Source organism: Mucilaginibacter sp. P2_A4 (assembly GCF_056405015.1).
Genome location: NZ_JBFUCX010000001.1, coordinates 1,013,944 through 1,035,386 on the forward strand (window position 1 = coordinate 1,013,944; position 21,443 = coordinate 1,035,386).

The following is a 21,443-nucleotide window of genomic DNA, read 5'->3' on the forward strand; positions in this document are numbered from 1 at the left end:
TAAACCCCCGCTTATGACGAAACTATTGGTTTTTGTAGCATCATTATGTTTATTCTCATGCAAAAAGGAGGCCACTTCTTCCAAAGCTTTTCAATCAGAGTCATTTAGCAATTCATTAACAATTAATTCATCTATTTCAGCGGCGGCATCTCCCTCTGTAAATGTTAAAGATCATGGGGCAAAAGGTGATGGCGTAACAGACGATACCGAAGCCATTAAAAATTCCCTGGTGTTTGCGAAAGCCAACGGTATCCCCAATATTTACTTCCCCGATGGAAGTTATATGGTAGGCGCCACAGGAAACGGAGGCGGCATAATTCAATTGGTTGATGGGGTTGGGATGATAGGTACAGGGGTGGCAACCTGCCATATTAAACTTACCGGCGGAAGGCACAATCCCAATCCGTTATTTTATCAATATTATGTAGGCACCCCATCTATTAGTAACCTGGTGATACAGGGTATTGATTTCAACGGAAATTTGGCCAGTCAAACTTTTGATGCCGACTACCAGTTTTGTACTGCATTAAGTATAAACAACGGCAAAAACATTGAAGTGAAAAATTGCAAATTTCAGAGTTTCAGGGGGGATGGCTTGCTTTTCGGCGATGTCTTTGAACCAAGCCTGAATGCCAGAATTGTAACAGGCATAAAGGTACATGATTGTGAATTTTTTAATATATACCGTGAAGGCACGATGTTTTGTTGCGTTAACGGTGCCTCATTTTACAATAATAACGTTCATGGCGATGGCTACCTTGTAGGCGGTGTGGACATTGAAAGGCATAGTGTTAATGAAGCTGTATTAAACGTTTCAGTTTATAATAATGTATTTAATTTTGGCGATGGCTATGGCCCCGTTGAGCGTGGCGGCCCCAAAGTGAGGTATCGCCGGGCAGTAACCATGGGTTTCTTTTATAACGGCTACAATAACGGAATAGCTGATTCTTTAAGTGGACATCATAAAATCTACAATAACAAAATTTACCAGGGGCAAATTGATTGCTGGAACATCATTAATGTAAGCATATCCGGCAATAGTTTTAACAATAGCTATGAAAATATAGCAGGAGTTAGTTTTTTAACAGCGCCGGCAATTAAAATATCAGATAATACAACAATTAGCGGTCTTGTAAATGTATATGCAGATAATAACGTCATTAACTCTGCCATGGGCAATGGAATAGCTTTCAAAAACTATTCAAAGGTTACCGCAAATAAAAATACAATAACCGGAACACCTGCAGATGGAATCAACGTGCTTGGTACCAGTGGTTGCTTTTATGGCAACCTGATAACTGATGCAGGAACAGCAGCAACACCGTGTTCGGGAATTTTGATTAACGGAAATTCGTCCGGTTTATTCGTGTCGACTAATCAAGCAACAAACAGCGAAGCCGGTAGTAATCAGACTATGGACTATGTAGTAAAAATAGCGAGCGCAAATAACGGGCAAGTGCCACCCCGAATAATTGGCAATAGGGGGAAAAAAATGCTGAAGGGAGTTGTTAGCGAATATTACTATCAGCAAAACTACGTACAAGATATTGACAATTTAACGGTTAATTGAGATCGTTTTCACGCTCTGAAAAAATCAGGGAATCCTAATCTTCTTTTTATTGAGGCGGTATTTTTTTAAGTAAATACTACTTTACATGTGTATTTCTGATTCCAAATCTCCAGCATAAAATTTTTGCTACAGATAACTTAGTTAATTGTTTGTAACAAATTAATTACGATAACGTACAAAGGGGCATATTGATTAAAAATACACCCTGATGAAGAAGATTTTAGTAATCGCTGCTATTTTCATAAATTTTGGATGCAAAAAGGAAAGTGTAATTTTAAACACCCCAACATCAAGCAGTTTAACTCCGGTTAACAGTACACAAAGTTTTTCAACGTCCACAATTTATGTTAGCGTAAAAACTCAGGGCGCAAAAGGCGACGGAATAACCGACGATACAAAAGCCATCAGAAGTGCCCTGCTGTATGCAAAAGCCAATGGGATTGCCAATATCTATTTTCCAGATGGCACATACATGATTGGTGAAACAGGTGATGGTGGTGGCACAATCAAGCTGGTCGATGGCGTAGGTATGATGGGTACGGGAGTTGCAACGTGTCATATCAAGTTAACTGGCGGCAGGTACAACCCCAATCCTGTTTTTTACCAGGACTATATCGGTAGTCCTTCTGTCGGCAACATGGTGGTACAAGGAATTGATTTTGATGGTAATATTGCTAACCAGCGATATGATGCCGCATATCAGTTTTGCCACGCATTTAAAATTAACAACGGCAAAAATATCGAAGTAAAAAATTGCAAATTTCAAGGCTGGAGAGGCGACGGGCTATTATTTGGCGACACTTTTGAACCAACCTTGAATGCCAGGATAGTTACTAATGTGAATGTGCATGACAGTGAATTTTTTAACATTTACCGAGAAGGCATTATGTTTTGCTGCGTAAACGGAGCTTCGTTTTATAATAATAATATACATGGAGATGGCTACCTGGTAGGTGGTGTCGATATTGAAAGACACAGTATAAATGAAAGTGTGCTAAATGTTTCTGTATACAATAACACATTTAACTTTACTGATGGATATGGCCCGGTTGAGCGCGGAGGTCCAAAGGTTCGGTATCGCCGGGCGGTAACCATGGGTTTTTTTTATAATGGTTACGCCAACGCCACCGCCGATTCATTGAGCGGTCACCATAAAATTTACAATAATAAAATTTGCCAGGGACAAATTGATTGTTTCAGAATTATTAACGTAAGTATATCTGGCAATACCATAACCAATGCATACGAAAACATTGCGGGTGTTAACTTTACAACTGCCCCATCTATCAACGTGGCAGACCCAGGCGCAACCAAAGGGTTAATTAATGTAAATGTTGATAATAATATCATTACCTCGGCTATGGGTAATGGTATATCGTTTTACAACTACTCAAAAGTTACGGCTAATGCAAATACAATTACAGGCACACCACTTGATGGCATAAATATTTTAGGAACAAGCGGTTGCTTTTACGGCAATAACATCACAAATGCAGGCACAGTTGCTACACCTGCATCCGGCATTCTTATCAATGGTAATTCTTCTGGCCTGTATGTGGCATCAAATATAGCTGTGAATACAACAAGCGGCACCAGCCGTACCACAGATTATGTTGTTAAAATAGGTAGCTCCAATAACGGCGCCGTGCCACCCCAAATAGTTAATAACACTGCTAAGAATGCCCTTAAAGGGGTAATTTCACAGTATTACTACCAGCTAAATTATATAACCAGCTTAAATAATGTTGCTATATAATGATGGCTTAGGCTATTAGCTACTTAAATTGTCGCAATAATAAAACGAGGTCTTAAAAATTTTATTTTTTACTTTTATTTTTTTGCAGACATTACTTAAAGAGGTAATGTTCATTTGGCTTTTAAATTTCCTGTGATCGAAACGGGATCTCCAAAAAAAGTAATATCCACTTCAATTTACAGATTGAAAAATAGCGAAGTTTCATAACATGAAAATATATTAATTGTTTGTAACAAAAATATCTAATTGGCGTAAAAAGGGACGTATTGATTTAACCCTCCCTAATGAAACAGTTTTTACTAATTATTGCGGTTTTTTTTATTTGCTCATGTAAAAAAGAAGATCAGCTTACGCCTTCGCAGCCTGAAAACATGGTGGCAATAAGTACCAATGCAAACAGCCTGGCTGTTGCATCTTTAGCTGTTATCAATGTAAAAGATCAGGGGGCAAAAGGAAATGGCATAACAGACGATACCAAGGCGATTAGAAATGCCCTTATTTACGCAAAATCACATAATATAGCCAATATTTATTTCCCCGATGGCGAATACATGATAGGTGAAACCGGAAACGGTGGAGGTATTATTAAACTTGTTGATGGTGTGGGTATGATTGGTAACGGACCAACAACTTGCCATATAAAATTAACGGGAGGACGATACAACCCTAATTCTATTTTTTATCAGGAATATATAGGTACACCCTTTGTTGGTAACCTGGTAATACAGGGTATAGATTTTAATGGCAATCTCGCTCTGCAAAAATATGATGCATATTACCAGTTTTGCCACGCCTTAAGTATAAACAATGGTAAAAATATTGAAGTTAAAAACTGCAAGTTTCAAAACTTCAGGGGGGATGGCTTATTATTTGGCGATTGTTTTGAAACAAAGTTAAATTTAAGGACGGTTGCCAACGTAAGTGTTCATGATTCGGAATTTTTTAATATTTATCGTGAAGGCACCATGTTTTGCGCAGTAAATGGGGCTGCATTTTATAATAATAACGTACATGGCGATGGTTACCTGGTGGCTGGCGTGGATATTGAAAGACATAGCGTTAATGAAAGTGTGTTAAATGTTTCTGTATACAATAACACTTTTAATTTTAGTGATGGCTATGGCCCGGTTGAGCGTGGGGGTTCAAAAGTGCGCTATCGGCGGGCAGTGAGCATGGGGTTTTTCTATGGCGGATATAAAAATGGGATCGCTGACTCATTAAGCGGCCATCATAAAATTTATAATAATAAAATATATCAAGGGCAAATTGACTGTTGGGGGATGATAAACGTGAGCATAACAGGCAACGCTATCAAAAACACTTACGAAAACATAAGTGGTGTAAATTTTTTAACCGCCCCGGCCATTAATATTTCTGATGCTGCTAAAACAACAGGACTTATAAACGTAGTGGTTAATAATAACACCATAAGTTCTGCAATGATGGGCAATGGGATTTTGTTTAATAATTATTCGCAAATACAAGGTAACGCAAATATTATTACTGGAACTTTGGCAGATGCTATTAATCTGTTGGGCAGTTCCGGTAACGTCAGTAATAATACCATCAGTGATGTTGGTGCAATTAACAAACCGGCCGCTGGTATAATTATTAGCGGCAATTCATCAGGATTGATCATTTCTGGTAACCAGGGCATTAACACAACATCGGGAAAAAACCGAACTATGGATTATGTGGTAAAAATTGTAAGTGCAAATAATGGTAAAGTGGTCCCAAAAATCATGAATAACAAAGGTCGCAATATGTTATCTGGTGTAATTTCTATGTATTGGCTTCAACCTACATTTGCGCAATTACTTAATAACCTTGCAAATTAAATATAACATTCCAGATTGAAAAAGGGGAGGTGCGAAAGCAGCTCCCTTTCGGGCTTAAGCAGATTGTGAATTACTCGTTGTTTAAAAGAAAGCAAAAAAAGCAAAACTTTTTGACGAATAAAAGATTATACCATGGGTTAACAGGAAAGCCTCTTAAAAGAAAGCGTCTAAAAATAATATCCTGCTGTTTCCTTAACTATGCTTTTAAAAATTCTAATTTTTTTTGCCCTCGTTATTGTTTATTTAATTTGGTACTCAACACTTTTAATTAAACAAAAAGATACGTCGCATCTTTTTTTTAGTTTTATTGTTACCTGCATTCCTTTCCAGATGTCTTTTCCTTTGTTTACGCCGCAATACGTGTCAACCGATGGTATTGGATCTTTTACAGGTAAAATATTCCTGATGCTGCCATTAATTGCTTCGGTTATTTTGTTGCTGATACAGAAAAATAAAAACTTATTTTACATATATAAAAATGAGAGATGGATACTATGGGTGGGGATTTTAATCTTTATTTCTTTTATAAATCCCTTTAACGTAGCAAGATGGGGAACCGTAGCTTTTGCAGTGGCCATGTTTTCATACATTTTTTACTTTCGCCTGGTTTACAACAGTCTCAATCCGCTTCAAATTCTTCGAGGAATTTTTACAAGTTTTTTGATCCTTTGCGTCCTTAATTTTGTGTTGGCTATTTTGTATCCCGTATTGGGTGTTACTTTTGTTACTACAATTTTTCAGGCAGGCGGAGATATATGGGCTACCAGGAATGGTACCAGAGCCGGAGCGATCGGCATTTTTGTAACTCCTGCTAATCTTGGGTTATTTTCAGTAATAGCATCAGGTTTCTTTTTTGCCAGTTATTTAAATGGTTTCGAAAAAAAAATCAGTCTGTTAACCCTAATATTAACAGCGATAACAATTATTCTTACCTATTCCAGAACGTCATATATCACATTGGTAGTAATACTATTCGCCATGTTTTATATATACAAAAATGCCAATAAACCTCTGCTCTCATTAAAAAGCTTTTTTTTGGGGATGGTACCAGCTTTGTTGGTTTTATATTGGCTGGTGTTTCTTTCGCCGTTCAGCGCTACCTTTCTTAAAACCGATGCCGATGATATGTATCAGGCACGCCTCGATCACTGGACAATGGGTTTAGAAATTTTTCATACTTCGCCCATAATTGGTGTCGGTATAAATAGTCATCTGGAATTTGTAAACAGATCCCCAGGTTTGAGCAGGATTGTCCATAATGACTTTTTAACGTCAAATCCTATCCATAACACACACTTAATTATCCTTGCAGAAACCGGCATAGTGGGCTTTTCATTATGGATTATTTTTATAATCTCAGGGTTTAGGAAAGCCAAGATCAATTTGTCTCAAAATATTAATACCATATTGTCATTAACTCAAATATCATTGATCATGACTTATATTATTTATGGTTTTACAGATTGGGCACCGGTTTCACATTCAACATTTCCAATCTTTTTACTATTCACATTTTTCTTCAATAAATATAGCCCGGAAAGCCAAGTCCCGACTGTATAAAATAAATCGCATTATTAACGCAGCTTAATCTATATTAAAGTTCAAATAGCTTAAATATTTTAGGGTGTCGACTTGATTTTTTTTGGTAGAGAAACTATCCGTTAATTACCGTCGGCAATAAAGTTATTGCACCTACAAAAGGAGTGGTTTAATTGCTTATATTCAGGCTTTTATAGTAAATTGTATTTCTACTGGTAATAAACCTACATTAAATATAACGTAAACGTAAACCTTATCGTGAGCAATCCGTATACAGGTGTATTGGAGTAACAGATTTATAATATGGATAATAAAAAGTTTGGTATATTGCTTACTTTGATTAACTTCTTTAGTACTATCACATTAGAAAAATTTTGGAAAAACGGCGTTAAACTCGTTTTCAAAAAAAAAAAGAGTGAATCTTACTCTTCAGAATTCAAGCCTGTTGTTAAAACATCTTTAAATCCAGTTAGTTAAAGCAAATTATGTTGGAGCTACTCATCCGGTATTTGTTGGTTTATTAATAAACCGTTTTACCAGAGCCCGCTCTTGCTTTATTTTGAGTTAGTACAGAAATCACTATCAAAACTTGCCAAATCGTCGTTTTTTGAAACTACTTTTATGTTCTTTCGCGCCGCAGCAATTTTTAAATCGTCGTTAATATAAACCTCGTCTGATTGTTTTTCTACATTAAACAATTGTGTTAAAATTAAATAGCAAAACATAGGGTATGTTTTTATTGATCTTTTCAAAAAGCCTTTCTCTCTAAACATCCTATAAAAAAACCTTAAATTTAATTTATCAATAAATTGCGGGTAAAAATTAATTTCGAGTTTTGATTGGTGTAAAAATCCACCGCAAGTATAAACTGCACCATTATAACCGGCCTTTCTTAAATCCAGCACCATGCTTTCCTGCAAAATTGTTCCCATTCCTACAAAAATCATATCAGGGTTTAATTTTACAATGTGATCTATAGCTTCATCCCGATCAACTTTACTGCTAAAATAACCCTTTCTGAATCCAGCAATATTCAGCGCAGGGAAATTGTTTCTGAAAACGTTAACAGACCCTTCAATCCCGCTTTCGTCAGTTCCTAAGAAAAACACACTTAAATTATCCGCTATAGCAATATTAAAAACATAGGGAACTACAGATGTCATGTCACAAGAAAATCTTTTTATCTTAAATGTAACGGCTTTAAATAAATTAAGCACATGCACAATCAATATTCCATCGGGTGCTATAAAATCAAAGTCCTCAAACAATTCGGCTCTTTTAAATGCAAGTGTATAGGAATGTGGATTTAAAAAAGTGATCAGCTTCTTATTACGTGGATCGAAATCTTCTATCGTGCGAGGGATTTTTGAGGTAAAAATGTTATAAATATCCATTAAAGTGGCGATACTGAGTTAAATTATTATACTGATGAATTGTAGCATTGATAATTATGCCTACTCAAACCAAGAGCCAACTTATTGATTATCCTATTTGCTGCTTATGATTTTGATTACTGATTGCAGACGCCACAACCATCAGGAATAAATAAAGTCTCTTATAATAGAACATTTTTTCCCACAACGAGCTTTTTTCTACTATTTAGAAATTTTTTAGCCCATTTTTTCTCAAATTGCGGACACAATGATATAAATACAGTACATTTTTGTATGGAAATGAATAATAATAATCGCGAGGAAATTACTTTTTTAATAAACGAACATTTATTTTATTGTTGGATCGTTTATTTTTTCATTGTTACAGGTGGTGGGGATGTTCATTAAAGTAAGTGTGATAAAGAATCCCGTTTTCGCCCGTAAAGAGCATCTTTTTCCTCATGAATGGCAATTAACAACAACTACCGTCTATTGTCGCATTAATTATTGGTTTTAAAACAAACGCCAAAGTTGAATGTAAAGGCTTTCATTTAATTGCGACTTTAAGAATGAATATCTTAACGAAAAAATAAATCTAATGGGCGATTTATAATTTCATTATTAAATTAAAAACATTTCCTGCTTTTTTTTATTATCTGGGAGGTAATTACATCATAATAATTAATAAAATTAATTGTAAAAAGATACCACGCACATAATAACTATAAAATAAAATCTAACATGTCCCTTCTACCTTCTGCGGAAACTGAACCACTAAACATTAATTCTATCCTTAAAACAAGCGTTTCTAATCTAAAAGTCTCGTCAACCATTCAATCTTCTTTGTCCGAAATGGGGGCACTTGATTATGAATTAAACGAATTTGAAATTAACCAGAACCTGGTTGATTCGCTTATGGGGCTTAAAGAGCGCAACCAGATAGAATTAAGTTCGATTTTAGTCGCTGCGGTCAACATCATATTGCAAAGGTATTCGGGACAGGAATGTGTATTATATAAGCAGGCCTTCCTGAAAATAGGGCATAACAGGATCGATGACCCCAACGACTTTAAAATAGCAGAAATAGTAACTGAATTTAATGGTGCTGATTTTTTTAGGGATGTGTTAAATGGTATTAATACAAAAATTGTTACTACCGCCGGATTTAATGCGCTTAATAACAAAGAAGTGCAAGGGAATTTGCCGGATGCATTATTAATTGATGAGCCATTTAAGTTTTTATTTATTTCTGAAAAGCGGAATGATGCCGATCTGTTGGAAACTACAAAAAACAATAGCCAACACATCGGCCGCTTATTTACGCAAATTAATAACCTACACTTAAGCCTGTGCATAACTGAAACGGAAAGCAACATTCAAGTTCGCTTATTTTCTAATAAAAGTCAATTAAGCGAAGTTCTTTTATCGTTATTCAATAAAAGTTTAATTAACTTATTAGAGGCTATTTGCGATGACGATAATTGTCAATTGGGCGCTTACGATATACTCGACCAGTCAGATCTGGACATGCTGATAAATGTATTTAATGATACCGTTACATTCTATCCCAAAGAAAAAACATTGTTTGAGCTTTTTGAACAGCAAGTTGCAAAATCGCCAGGCGCTTGTGCCTTAATACAAGGCGAAAAGCAATTGACTTACGACGAATTAAACAGGCAGGCAAATCGTTTAGCCTGGTATTTAATTAAAGAAGGAGTAAAACCTGGCGACAATGTAGGCATATTAACAAACCGCAATTTTTATATGATAATTGGTATGCTGGGCATACTTAAGGCAGGAGGTGCATATGTGCCAATTGACCCTGATTATCCGCTTGAAAGACAGGAATATATTTTCAATCAATCTTTAATAAAAGTTGTTGTTGCTGATGATCGTTATCCGTTAAAATCCATTATTACCGATGACAATTTTAAATTGATCAATAAGGAAACGCTGGCCGGATTTGATGATACAAACCCATCTCTGAAAATTGACAGCAAACAGCTTGCCTATACCATATATACATCAGGATCAACCGGCAGGCCAAAAGGTGTTATGATAGAACATCACTCGGCAGTGAACCTCATTTTATGGGTAAATAATAAATTTAACATTGGCCATGATGACCGATTGCTTTTTATTACTTCGATGTGTTTTGATCTTTCGGTGTATGATATTTTTGGTATGCTGGCCTCAGGCGGAGCACTGGTTATAGCAGAAAAAGAAGAAATTCAGAATGTGCAAACTTTATCTGCGATGATGGTTAAGCACCAAATAACGTTTTGGGATTCGGTGCCAACAACTCTCGATTACCTGGTTACGACTTTAGAAATGGACAAAACTGAATATCGTTACGAGGGATTGAAAACGGTATTCATGAGTGGCGACTGGATTCCGGTTAATTTGCCCGATAGAATTAAAGTATTTTTTCCGAAAACACAGGTTGTAAGCTTAGGTGGAGCAACGGAAGCTACAGTTTGGTCAAACTATCTTATTGTTGAAAAAACAGATGAATTATGGAGCAGTATTCCTTACGGTAAGCCAATTGCCAATAACTTTTTTTACATCTTAAATGAGCGTTTGCAACCTGTACCGGTTGGCACCATCGGTGATTTGTATATTGGTGGAGTAGGGGTTGCCAGGGGGTATGCAAATGATATTGAAAAAACGCGATATTCATTTATTCCCGACCCTTTTCATGCAAATAGTGGAGGGATGATGTATCGCACCGGGGACCTTGGCAGAATGATGCCCGATTATAACATGGAGTTTATAGGGCGGAAAGACAATCAGGTTAAGATACAAGGTTTCAGGGTTGAGCTGGGCGAAATTGAAAGCGTTCTTAACAATAGCGTTTTAGTTAGTAATGCTGTGGTTTTGGCTAAAAAAGATAAGGAAGGCACCAAGCGGCTTGTTGGATATATAGTTACCGCCGGCCCGGAATTAGATCAGGAATTGTTGATTTTATACGTAAAAAAAACCCTTCCCGATTACATGGTCCCATCCGTATGGATCAAGCTTGACAGGTTGCCGCTGACGTCTAACGGAAAAATAGATAGAAATTCGTTACCCGACATTATTCACTTTGAATCTCCCGATGAGGTTGCCGTAGAAGCTGAAACCGAAACTGAAAAACTGTTGATTAATATTTGGCGCGAATACTTCAAAAAAACAGATATTAAAGCGAGTAGCAATTTTTTCGAAATTGGCGGCCACTCGCTCATGGCTGTTCAAATCCTTTCCAGGTTAAAAAAAATATCAGGTAAAAACTTTCAAATTTCCATACTATATAAATTTCCAACAATCAAGCTCCTGGCTGAATTTATTGACAAGGAAGTTAGCGACTACAATTTCAAATCGTTAGTGCCGATAAAACCGTCCGGTTCATACCCCCCGTTATATATTATTCATGGCGATGGCCTTAATGTGCTTAATTTCAGCGAGCTGGCTAAACACGTTAGTCCCGAACAGCCTGTATATGGCCTTCAAGCCTTAGGGCTTAACGGAAAGGACGAGCCTATTGATAATTTACTGGTAATAGCATACCACTATATGCAGGAAATAATTCAACATAACCCCGAGGGACCATATCTTTTAGCGGGATATTCATCCGGGGGGTATGTTGCTATGGAAATACGGAAACAGATGATTGCAATGAAAAAAGAAGTTAAGATGTTAATTATTTTTGATACAGACGCGGAAAAAACTGAATATAAAGATTGGTATTCTTTATTACCAAAGAAAGCCAAAAGGCATTTCCCAAGAATAATACAAGCTTTAAAATTCTCTTTAAATCAGCTTTTGAAAGGAAAAAACGTTGCCGATACAATTCATAATGAACAAAAAAGAGACACTAAAGACTTTTATAAATTAGTTCAGAAAATTAAAAGTAAACATATCACTGCTTTCCGAAATTATCATTTAGAGCCATTTGACGGCAAAATTTATTTATATAAAGCCAAAATCAGCGTCCATTATGTTGAGTACGGTAAGTTTCTGGGATGGGAAAAATATGCTAACAAAGGTGTTGAACTATTTGAAATCCCCGGAGATCATTTTTCCATGCTTCAACCACCTTACGTAACAAATTTTGGCACAGTATTACAAAACAACATCGATGATTTAGCTGCAAGTTAATATGATTCTAACCTTTTCCGGTAATGAATTAATAAAATAGCGTGGTGCCTGATATATCTGCACACCGCGCCTCTGGCTATTTACTCAAAGTCTATTTGTTATTCTTGGTTCTATCCTTGGGTTGTTAGGTTAAATATATCCATGGCATAGATATTGTGTAGGGTGATTTGTAGCATTAGGTTTAACGATTTTCAAGCTGTAACTTCTTGAAAGCTAAAAAATACCACATTTAATAATTATATCTATGAAAAAAAGTTTTCTTATCATCATGGCGTTTGCGCTAATATTTGCAGGATGTAAAAAAGGCCTATCAGCAAATGCACCTGCAAATTTTGATGCGAATTATGATACGCATAATAGCATCTTTAGGGTAAAAGCGAGTTCAACTGCACCCTTTACATTACAAATTGTAGAATATGATAAGGATGGAACCACTCCATACAATACACAAAACGCAGATCAAACCGGTCCCTTTGATTATGGTTTTACGCCTGTTGTTGGCCATAGAATATCGGTAACCATACAAAGCCCCAAGGGTTTAATTTCATCAAATGTGATGTATAAGGGGGTTTACCTTGATGCAGTTGTTATAAAAAAAACTGACAGCGGTTCCACAGGAAGTTTTAGTTATACTGTGCCCAACTAATTATTCAGCTCAGTTTGATCAAATATCTTTTAAACAGGTTTTACTTACCTGCTTTTTCTATGGTTAATGATGCATGCCAGTCATTTGCCGCTTTTGTTATCCACTTGGTTTATGACTAATATCCTATTATTTAAGATAATGCTTTTTTCGATGATAGCGGCAAAAATGGAGTTTGCTGCCCCTGGTAATCAGATTTCATTAGCTTATACAATGCCGCCAAAAAGATTTGTTAGTGTTAAAGACATGGGGGCAATAGGTAATGGAATTGACGATGATACTAAAGCGATAACTAATGCTATTTGTGAGGCTAAATCAAAAGGTATATCCACAGTTTTTTTTCCCAGCGGCAATTATTTAATAAAACAGATTGGGGAAAAGCCCGGGATCATAAAATTGTTAACAGGAATTAACTTAGTTGGAACGGGTCCAAAAAAATGCCACATTATTTTATCGGGCGGGCGAATAAACCCTAATTCTATTTTTTACCAGGCCTGGTGGGAAGAGCCGTCTATAGATAATATTGTTATAGATGGCATTGATTTCAATGGGAACATCAGGAAACAAAAATTTGACCCGGGATATCAATTTTGCCATGCACTGAGTATTAATAATGGTAAAAACATTGAAGTAAAGAACTGCCGTTTTCAAAACTTCCGGGGTGACGGCCTGCTATTTGGCGATACGTTTGAACCAACACTTAATGCAAGGATAGTTTCAAATGTATCGGTACATAATTGCTTTTTTTTAAACATATACCGCGAGGGAGTTATGTTTTGTTGTGTTAACGGTGCATCGTTTTACAATAACAAAGTTTATGGGAGTGGATATTTGGTAGGAGGGGTGGACATTGAACGTCACAGTGCCAATGAATCCGTATTAAATGTTTCGGTGCATGATAATATATTCAACTTTAGATATGGTTATGGTCCGGTTGAAAGAGGGAAAATTATAAAATACCGCAGGGCAATAACCATTGGATACTTTTACTCCGGATACAAAAATGGCGCGGCCGATTCACTTAGTGGCCATCACAGCATTTATAATAACAAAATATACCAGGGACAGATAGATTGTTTTGGGCACGTGAATGTTAAAATTACTGGCAATACAATAATTAATGCCTTTGAAAACATTAAAGGGGTACTTTATGTTACAACTCCGGCTATAAATGTATCAGAAGCACGAGTTACCACCGGGCTCGAAAATGTTATAGTTAGTAATAATTATATAAAATCCTCCATTCCGGGTAACGGAATTGTTTTTTACAAATACCAAAATATTTATTCTATAAATAATGTATTGAAAGGGAAAGATCTGGGCGGTGTTGCATTAATAGAGTCTAAAGGCGAGGTACGGTCTAACTCCGAATTATTCTAAAGGCCATCTTTTCACAATCATTAAAATAAAAAATAACTTTATGTTGAAATTTAAAACTAACCTTCCATATCTTTTAGTTCTGCTTACCGTTTTTACCCTTGCTTCCTGCCAATCGTACAAAAATGTACCATACTACCAGGATATAAATAAAAAGGAGGTTACTACCGAAAAAATTAATAACACCGTTTCGTACTTGATCCACGCTGGTGACATATTAGGGATTAACATAACCAGCAGAAACCCCGAATCGGCGGCTGTTTTTAATTATAACCTGGCCAGGGTAAATGGCAATAATTACAACACATCTCCTGATAATCCTGTAATTGGGTACCCGGTTGACGAACATGGTAATATACACTTACCGCTTGTTGGCAAAGTAAATGTGGCCGGTTTTACTACCGCACAGGTTACCGAAAAGCTGGACACAACCCTACTTACTTACTTAAAAGATCCGGTGGTGAATGTTAGGATAGTAAATTTCAAGGTATATGTATATGGCGATGTTGCCCGTCCAAACTCTTATAATATTACCGATGAACATCCAACTGTTACACAGGTGCTTACAATGGCCGGTGACTTGAACGTAACCGCTTTGAGAAAAAAAGTGTTACTAATCAGGAACGAGAATGGAGAGAGAAAATATATTAATCTCGATCTGACTTCTAAAAAAATATTTGATTCACCTTACTTCTATCTTAAAAACAACGATGAAATATATGTAACTCCCGGCCGATCAAAGGTGGCCGCAAATGTGATACCTATTATGGGTATAGTTATATCTGCTTTGTCTGTTGTTGCAATTGTTTTAACCCGTTAATTAAATGAGTACAAATTCCCCGCAATTTTTAGCTTTTGCGACTGAAAAGGAGAAGAATTCTTCAGTAAGTTTTAAGTCGTTATTTGCTAAGTATATTTATAACTGGCCAGTTATGGTAGCAACTATCATAATAATGCTGATTTTGGCTTTTTTTTATATCCAGATTACAGATCCGGTTTATCAAATTAAAGCAACCCTCCTGGTTAATACGGATAAAGTGGCCGATAAACCGCAGCAAAGCCAATCAGTACTTGATAAGATAGACTTACCAAATACTTCGGATGTTGTTGAAAATGAACTTGCCAAGTTGAAATCGGCAAAATTAATCAACCAGGTTATAAATGATCTGCAGCTTAGCGTAAGCTATAAAAAAAAAGAAGGGCTGTTTTATAAAGATCTGTATTCCAGTTTACCATTTAAAATAGCGGTCATTAAGTCAAACCAGGATTTTAAAACTAAAATTAACATCCGGGTAAAGGACAATAAAACCTTTTTAATGCAAACAGATGGCGAATATAAGGAGTACTCTTTCACCGATATTATGCATACAACTATCGGTACCTGGAAGTTAACACCTACCGATGATCTATCAGCGTTTAAAGGCTCAACTATAAGTATAATGCAGCTTGATCCTGATAAATTAACCGATTATTACCAAAAAAGTATCGACGCGAGTTTAGAAGATAAACTGGCAACTGCTGTTGATCTTTCTTTTAGTACTACCGACAAGCAAAAAGGGAAAGATATTATTAATCGCCTTATTGAAGTATATAATGCCGACGAAATAGAAGATAAAAACAAGGAAACACAAAATACTATTAATTTTATCGACCAGCGATTATCATCATTAACCGGGGAACTTAACAGCGTAGAAAAAAACATTGCAAACTTTAAAAGTTCAAACAGGCTAACTGATATGACGTCGGATGCTAAATTTGAACTTGATAAGTTGCAAACCAACGATAGCCGTTTAAATGAAATTAATGTTCAGCTGAGTGTAATTAATGGCATTGAGCAATACGTTAACTCGGCAGGAAACGGCGACAAGGCTCCGGCCATTATTGGCATCAATGACCCTTCCCTGGTTAGCTCGGTTGAGAAACTTTCCCAGTTACAATTACGGCACGATCAGTTGCTGGCTACTACACCAGAAACAAATCCTGACTTTGAAGAAATAAATTCCCAGATAAAAACAACTAAAGCCGCAATAAAAGATAATGTCAAAAATATAAAATCTTCATTATTGAATGCCCACACAAAACTCCAATCATTAAGTTCAAACTCCGAGTCCTCTATATCAAATTTACCCGGACAAGAAAGGCAGTTCATTAGCATTAAAAGGCAGCAGTCTATAAAAGAGAATTTGTATGTATACCTACTTCAGAAGCGTGAAGAAGTTTCATTGAGTTATGCCTCAACAGTATCAAATTACCGGGTGCTTGACGGCGCCCATGCACTGCCCTCAAAATGGCCAAATAATAAAGTTATCTATTTGGTGGCATTTATATTAGGTATTTTATTGCCTGCAATTGGCATTTACATAGTACATGTATTAAAAGGAATAGTTTTAGACCCGCAAGATGTTGAAACCGTGCTTAATGCTCCTGTTTTTGGCGAAATAGCTTTTGATGGTAATGCTAAAGGCATAAAGTCACAAAATGGTTTGTTAATTGAACAGTTCAGAAGTCTAAGGACTCAGTTACATAGTATATTTTTACCTACCAACTCATCGAATGTAACCCTTGTAACGTCAAGCGTATCAAATGAAGGTAAAAGCTTTATCGCCAGTAATATCGCGTTGGCGTTGGCCAGCGCAGGAAAAAAAACGGTGATATTGGAATTGGATTTAAGGAGGGCTACTATCAAAGACGTTTTTAATTTATCAAAAAAACACCCTGGCATTTCAGATTATTTAAATGAGAAAACAACTTTCGGAAAAACTATTCAGCCATCTGGGGCTAACCCATTATTAGACGTTATAGGTAGTGGCTCCTATGTATCCAATCCAATTGAATTGTTAGAGAATGGCAAACTGGCTGTGCTAATTGCCGAACTGAAGAAAAACTATGATAATATAGTTATCGACAGTCCGCCCGTTCACCTGGTTGCCGATGCTTATGTGATAGCCCGGGAGTGTGATGTAACCCTGTATGTAGTAAGGCAGGGAATAACGCGGAAAAGTGAGTTGAAATTTATTAAAGGCCTTGTAAAGGAAAACAAATTACCCAATTTACAGGTGGTATTTAACGGCGTAAATGTGAAGAAATTTGGATATGGCTATGAGTACGAGACTTCTTATTATAAGACAATCCTACCGTCTGAATAAAATTAATAATAGCTGGAAACCCGACGCCGAACCATTGAGCCAACAGCCATTGACTATTATAAAATGAAAAAATTATTTGTTTGTTCGGAATTTTACGCCGGATTATTACCTTTTGCAGTAAACATTGTAAATGCCCTGCGCGACAATGATAGCTATGGCATATTTATTTGTACTGCAAAATGCGATTATAGAAAGGCCATTATCCCTAACGGGGATAACTATGTTTTTTTAGATTTTCCCGAAGGCAAGATTAACGGTTTATTACATAATATATACCCCAGGCAATTACTAAAAGCAATTGATGAGGTGTGTAAAGCCAACAAAATTGATGTTATTCACCTTTTAACCGAAGATTCTTCACTGGCTTTACATGTAAAAAAACTAAAAAGATTGGCTAAGGTCTATTATACCGTTCACGACCTTTTTTTTCATGAAAAGGTTTATAAAAATGCCCTTAGCTGGTTATTGAGAACGGTACTTGTAAAGATGAGGGTCACCCATTTAATAAAGCACACTGATAATCTGGTAACATGCAGTGTATCCCAATATGAGTGGATGTTGAAATCGTTCAAAAAAAAGCAATTATACTATCATAACTTTCCAACGCTTGTTACAGATAGTATAAAATCTGGCGAAGCTACCGTCCCCGAATTAGCCGGCGTAAATAATTACATTTTATTTTTTGGGCAGATAGAACAATATAAAGGGATAGCATTTTTATATAATGCTTATATTAACAATACTCGTGATGGGTTAATACAGCCATTGGTAATTGCTGGAAAAGGTCATATCTATTTCGAAAGGGACTTAACAAAGGAACAAAATGTATTTTTTGTTAACAGGTATATAGATGACGAAGAAATTAGGAATTTATTTATCAACGCCTTTTGCGTGGTTTTTCCATACATTTCAGGTACACAATCTGGGATTTTATCAATACCATATTATTTCAAGGTTCCATCCCTGGTTTCTGATATTGCTTTTTTTAAAGAATTTATAGTAGATAATATAACAAGCATTAGTTTCAGCAATAATGACCCGGAAGCCCTTATACAAATTATTTTGGACCTGGAAAAAAGAGATATTGAAAAGATTAAAGCTGAGGGGACGTCATACTACCTGCAAGTTTACGATCAGGATGTGCTTAAGCAGCAACTCTTAACAGCTTATACAGGTAGCACAATACCGCAGAAGAAATTATTCAATTAAAATTTATTGATCTATTATGGAAAGCTTTTTTATTACAGGAAAACATTTGGATGATTGTGTGGGCGTTTTTGTGAGCGCTTACAACGCTCCCCCGTGGAACTGCCATTGGACTATAGAGAAAGCAAATCAATATTTGTCTGAACTTGTTACCAATGCCGATTTCGTTGGCCTTATAGTATATGAAAATAACAACGCCGTTGGAGCCATTTTAGGACATAAAAAAACATGGTGGACTAATCAGCAATTAGTTGTTGATGAATTATTTGTTTCAACAGCGTTTCAGAAAAGCGGGTACGGAAAGCAGTTATTAACGTTGTTTGAAGACTACGCCATCAAAAATCAGATTGAATTGCTGGGTTTAATGACTAACAAGTACCTGCCGGTATTCGATTTTTACGAACGTATGGATTATGTTGCGGCAGATCAATACGTTTTTATGTTTAAACAGCTATCTGTTTAATTAAAAAAGATGATTAATTAATCTTTAACAATTGTAGCACTGTTTTTGCATTTGTTTGACGAAATTAATATATGGAGCAAACTCGTACTAACTTAATCAGATCACTAAATCCTCTTGTCGATTATTTGCTTCTGAATTTTTCGTTAATAACAGTCTATAACCTATTTCATAACGGTTATTTAAATTGGGCAGGCGATAAAAGTTATGTACATGTTATCCTTATTTTTAATCTTGTTTGGTTACTGGCTACCAACATTATTCGTTTATACAGTATAACAGCATTCGGTTATATTTATAAAAAATCATTTAAAGCATATTTCCTATATGTTTTTCTGGTATCCTACATTGTCATGTACTTGAACAATATCGCTTCATACAATACAAACAGTCAGTATTTGTTAGCGTCAATGTGTTTATATGGAGTATTGTTAGGACTGTGGAAAATCAGTTTGGTAAAAACCGTAGCCCATTTAAATGTTTTTCGTCAGCCATTAAGAACTGCAATAATAGTTGGCGGTAGCCACACCGGAATTGAACTTTACAATCGTTTTAAAAACGATTCTAGTTTAGGCTACCAAATATTGGGAATTTTTCATGACAGTCCCTTAGAAGAAACAGTAAAAGAGTTACATCTTGGCCGTATTGCAGATTGCATAAATTTTTCGCGTAAGAATAGCGTTGCAGAAATTTTTTGCACGCTTCCCTTTTCCCAGAAACATATTATCGAAAAATTGATTAAAGAATCGGACAAAAATATGATTAGGTTTAAATTAGTGCCGGAGCATTACGCATTTTTACAGGGTACCTTATTAGAACAAAGTTTAAACAGAACTAATGCATATGCTATAAGGGTTGAACCGCTTGAAAATTTAGTAAACCGGCTGGTGAAACGTGTGTTTGACATCGCATTTTCATTATTCGTAATTATATTTATTCTAAGCTGGCTATATCCTATCATTTATTTACTGATAAAACTGGAGTCAGAAGGTTCGGCCATTTTTGTACAACCCAGGTCAGGCAGAGATAATGTTCCTTTTAATTGTTATAAGTTTAGAAGTATGCGGATCAACAATGATGCAAATTCGTCACAAGCCACCAAAGGAGATGCAAGGGTAACTAAAATTGGTGCGTTCCTGAGAAAGTCGAGCTTAGATGAAATGCCGCAATTTTTTAATGTATTAATTGGGAATATGTCGGTGGTGGGGCCGAGGCCACACATGTTAAACCATACAGAACAATACTCTAATTTGATAGATCAATTTATGGTGCGCCACTTTATAAAACCGGGCATTACTGGGTGGGCCCAGATCAATGGGCATCGCGGCGAAACAAAATTGGTGGAAGATATGAAGGCACGTGTTGAAGCTGACGTGTGGTATATGGAGAACTGGCGCTTTAACCTTGATATAAAAATCATCTTTTCTACATTTCTTAAAACAATAGGGGGAGATAAATATGCCTATTAGTACAATTTCTACATAGTTTCAATAACGTGTTTTTATTGCGCTATCGAATTATTGTTTAATAAGTAGGTTGTCGATAACAGAGATCAATTTATCGACGTCAAACGGCTTAGGGACGTAAGCATCATAACTGAAATTCCCCAGTGATATCGCCATTTTATGATAGGCTGATATCAATATTACCGGTAGTTGGCGGGTAGCTTCCTGGCTTTTGAGGAGGTTGCAAATCTGGCCGCCATTTAATCCCGGCATCATATAATCTGTTATCACCAGGTCGGGCTTATATTTCTCAACGGTTTTAAAAATATCATGTGTTTCGGAAACTCCGCTTACTGTAAAATTGCTGAAGCGTAATGCAAGTTCGAGTACGTTTAAAATATCGGCATCGTCTTCAATAATTAAAATATGTTTTGGCATAAATATCGCGAAAATTAGGTAGTAAAAATAGATTTGAGCTTGTCTAGTCCGATTGGTTTGGACAAAAAATCAGAAACAAGTGGGTTCTCAATGGAATCCTGGATTTCATTCTTATCAATTGTGGAGGATAGTACAAACAGCTTACTTCTTTTTTCAGGCGTAATCGCTAATTCCGCGAATTCCTTTAGGAATTGCCAACCATCCATAACCGGCATCCTTAAGTCGAGAAAAATATAATCAGGCATCAATGAAGATGAATTATCCGTAAGTAATCTTAGTTTTTCAATCGCCCTTTGGCCATTAGCACATGTGTCAATGGTGGGGTTTGGAAGTAAGCGCTGAAGCACCATTTTAAAGATTATGTTATCAAGTTCAACATCATCGATAAGCATGATCGTGGGCTGTGGTTCGTTCAAATTCATTAACTTTTAAACACTTAAATTACTTTATTGTTTAATATATCGCACGATAGTAAATGGTGGATGCTTTGATAGATCGGGGGAGAGGACTCCTCT

15 protein-coding genes are annotated in these 21,443 nt (G+C 36.2%); 12 read left to right on the forward strand and 3 right to left on the reverse strand.

Annotated elements, in window-relative coordinates:
* The first annotated feature begins 13 nt into the window (after window positions 1–13).
* From AC1DYB_RS03905 to AC1DYB_RS03920, 4 genes are all read left to right on the forward strand, one after another.
* On the forward strand, window positions 14–1,570 hold the full coding sequence (locus AC1DYB_RS03905) for a glycosyl hydrolase family 28-related protein (protein WP_477432594.1): 1,557 nt from the start codon (window positions 14–16) through the stop codon (window positions 1,568–1,570).
* Between the two features lie 208 nt (window positions 1,571–1,778).
* Window positions 1,779–3,326 (forward strand): glycosyl hydrolase family 28-related protein, encoded by a 1,548-nt coding sequence (locus AC1DYB_RS03910; RefSeq protein WP_477432596.1) that lies wholly within the window; start codon window positions 1,779–1,781, stop codon window positions 3,324–3,326.
* Window positions 3,327–3,610: 284 nt separating this feature from the next.
* Window positions 3,611–5,164 (forward strand): glycosyl hydrolase family 28-related protein, encoded by a 1,554-nt coding sequence (locus tag AC1DYB_RS03915; RefSeq protein WP_477432598.1) that lies wholly within the window; start codon window positions 3,611–3,613, stop codon window positions 5,162–5,164.
* Window positions 5,165–5,494: 330 nt separating this feature from the next.
* The gene (locus AC1DYB_RS03920; protein WP_477432600.1) at window positions 5,495–6,724 is read left to right on the forward strand and encodes an O-antigen ligase family protein; all 1,230 of its coding nucleotides are present in this window, start codon (window positions 5,495–5,497) and stop codon (window positions 6,722–6,724) included.
* Window positions 6,725–7,257: 533 nt separating this feature from the next.
* On the opposite strand, the gene AC1DYB_RS03925 is transcribed toward AC1DYB_RS03920, so the two are convergent.
* A complete protein-coding gene (locus tag AC1DYB_RS03925; protein WP_477432602.1) occupies window positions 7,258–7,971 on the reverse strand; it encodes a WecB/TagA/CpsF family glycosyltransferase in 714 nt (237 codons plus the stop codon).
* An 846-nt stretch (window positions 7,972–8,817) separates the two neighbouring features.
* Here AC1DYB_RS03925 and AC1DYB_RS03930 point away from each other — a divergent pair.
* From AC1DYB_RS03930 to AC1DYB_RS03965, 8 genes are all read left to right on the forward strand, one after another.
* Entirely contained in the window at window positions 8,818–12,213 is a 3,396-nt protein-coding gene (locus AC1DYB_RS03930) for a non-ribosomal peptide synthetase (protein WP_477432604.1), read from the forward strand.
* Window positions 12,214–12,457: 244 nt separating this feature from the next.
* Window positions 12,458–12,859 carry a hypothetical protein gene (locus AC1DYB_RS03935; protein ID WP_295711883.1) on the forward strand — a complete coding sequence of 134 codons (402 nt, stop codon included), beginning with the start codon at window positions 12,458–12,460 and terminating at the stop codon, window positions 12,857–12,859.
* Between the two features lie 111 nt (window positions 12,860–12,970).
* Window positions 12,971–14,236 (forward strand): glycosyl hydrolase family 28-related protein, encoded by a 1,266-nt coding sequence (locus AC1DYB_RS03940; RefSeq protein ID WP_477432606.1) that lies wholly within the window; start codon window positions 12,971–12,973, stop codon window positions 14,234–14,236.
* 40 nt (window positions 14,237–14,276) lie between these two features.
* A complete protein-coding gene (locus AC1DYB_RS03945) occupies window positions 14,277–15,053 on the forward strand; it encodes a polysaccharide biosynthesis/export family protein (RefSeq protein WP_295711888.1) in 777 nt (258 codons plus the stop codon).
* A gap of 4 nt (window positions 15,054–15,057) precedes the next feature.
* Window positions 15,058–17,379 carry a GumC family protein gene (locus AC1DYB_RS03950; RefSeq protein WP_477432609.1) on the forward strand — a complete coding sequence of 774 codons (2,322 nt, stop codon included), beginning with the start codon at window positions 15,058–15,060 and terminating at the stop codon, window positions 17,377–17,379.
* A 63-nt stretch (window positions 17,380–17,442) separates the two neighbouring features.
* Window positions 17,443–18,588, forward strand: coding sequence for a glycosyltransferase (locus AC1DYB_RS03955; protein WP_477432611.1), 1,146 nt, complete (start codon window positions 17,443–17,445; stop codon window positions 18,586–18,588).
* A gap of 16 nt (window positions 18,589–18,604) precedes the next feature.
* Window positions 18,605–19,048, forward strand: coding sequence for a GNAT family N-acetyltransferase (locus tag AC1DYB_RS03960; protein ID WP_477432613.1), 444 nt, complete (start codon window positions 18,605–18,607; stop codon window positions 19,046–19,048).
* 71 nt (window positions 19,049–19,119) lie between these two features.
* Window positions 19,120–20,514 (forward strand): undecaprenyl-phosphate glucose phosphotransferase, encoded by a 1,395-nt coding sequence (locus AC1DYB_RS03965; protein ID WP_477432615.1) that lies wholly within the window; start codon window positions 19,120–19,122, stop codon window positions 20,512–20,514.
* 48 nt (window positions 20,515–20,562) lie between these two features.
* On the opposite strand, the gene AC1DYB_RS03970 is transcribed toward AC1DYB_RS03965, so the two are convergent.
* Both AC1DYB_RS03970 and AC1DYB_RS03975 read right to left on the reverse strand, forming a co-directional pair.
* The gene (locus AC1DYB_RS03970; protein WP_477432617.1) at window positions 20,563–20,928 is read right to left on the reverse strand and encodes a response regulator; all 366 of its coding nucleotides are present in this window, start codon (window positions 20,926–20,928) and stop codon (window positions 20,563–20,565) included.
* Window positions 20,929–20,942: 14 nt separating this feature from the next.
* The gene (locus tag AC1DYB_RS03975) at window positions 20,943–21,350 is read right to left on the reverse strand and encodes a response regulator (RefSeq protein ID WP_295711900.1); all 408 of its coding nucleotides are present in this window, start codon (window positions 21,348–21,350) and stop codon (window positions 20,943–20,945) included.
* Window positions 21,351–21,443: the final 93 nt, after the last annotated feature.

Coding starts and splice junctions, on each gene's coding strand:
- AC1DYB_RS03930 (WP_477432604.1), top strand. CDS start 8,818: ATGTCCCTTCTACCTTCTGCGGAAACTGAACCACTAAACATTAATTCT.
- AC1DYB_RS03915 (WP_477432598.1), top strand. CDS start 3,611: ATGAAACAGTTTTTACTAATTATTGCGGTTTTTTTTATTTGCTCATGT.
- AC1DYB_RS03945 (WP_295711888.1), top strand. CDS start 14,277: ATGTTGAAATTTAAAACTAACCTTCCATATCTTTTAGTTCTGCTTACC.
- AC1DYB_RS03920 (WP_477432600.1), top strand. CDS start 5,495: ATGTCTTTTCCTTTGTTTACGCCGCAATACGTGTCAACCGATGGTATT.
- AC1DYB_RS03975 (WP_295711900.1), bottom strand. CDS start 21,350: ATGAATTTGAACGAACCACAGCCCACGATCATGCTTATCGATGATGTT.
- AC1DYB_RS03970 (WP_477432617.1), bottom strand. CDS start 20,928: ATGCCAAAACATATTTTAATTATTGAAGACGATGCCGATATTTTAAAC.
- AC1DYB_RS03965 (WP_477432615.1), top strand. CDS start 19,120: ATGGAGCAAACTCGTACTAACTTAATCAGATCACTAAATCCTCTTGTC.
- AC1DYB_RS03940 (WP_477432606.1), top strand. CDS start 12,971: ATGACTAATATCCTATTATTTAAGATAATGCTTTTTTCGATGATAGCG.
- AC1DYB_RS03905 (WP_477432594.1), top strand. CDS start 14: ATGACGAAACTATTGGTTTTTGTAGCATCATTATGTTTATTCTCATGC.
- AC1DYB_RS03910 (WP_477432596.1), top strand. CDS start 1,779: ATGAAGAAGATTTTAGTAATCGCTGCTATTTTCATAAATTTTGGATGC.
- AC1DYB_RS03935 (WP_295711883.1), top strand. CDS start 12,458: ATGAAAAAAAGTTTTCTTATCATCATGGCGTTTGCGCTAATATTTGCA.
- AC1DYB_RS03960 (WP_477432613.1), top strand. CDS start 18,605: ATGGAAAGCTTTTTTATTACAGGAAAACATTTGGATGATTGTGTGGGC.
- AC1DYB_RS03955 (WP_477432611.1), top strand. CDS start 17,443: ATGAAAAAATTATTTGTTTGTTCGGAATTTTACGCCGGATTATTACCT.
- AC1DYB_RS03950 (WP_477432609.1), top strand. CDS start 15,058: ATGAGTACAAATTCCCCGCAATTTTTAGCTTTTGCGACTGAAAAGGAG.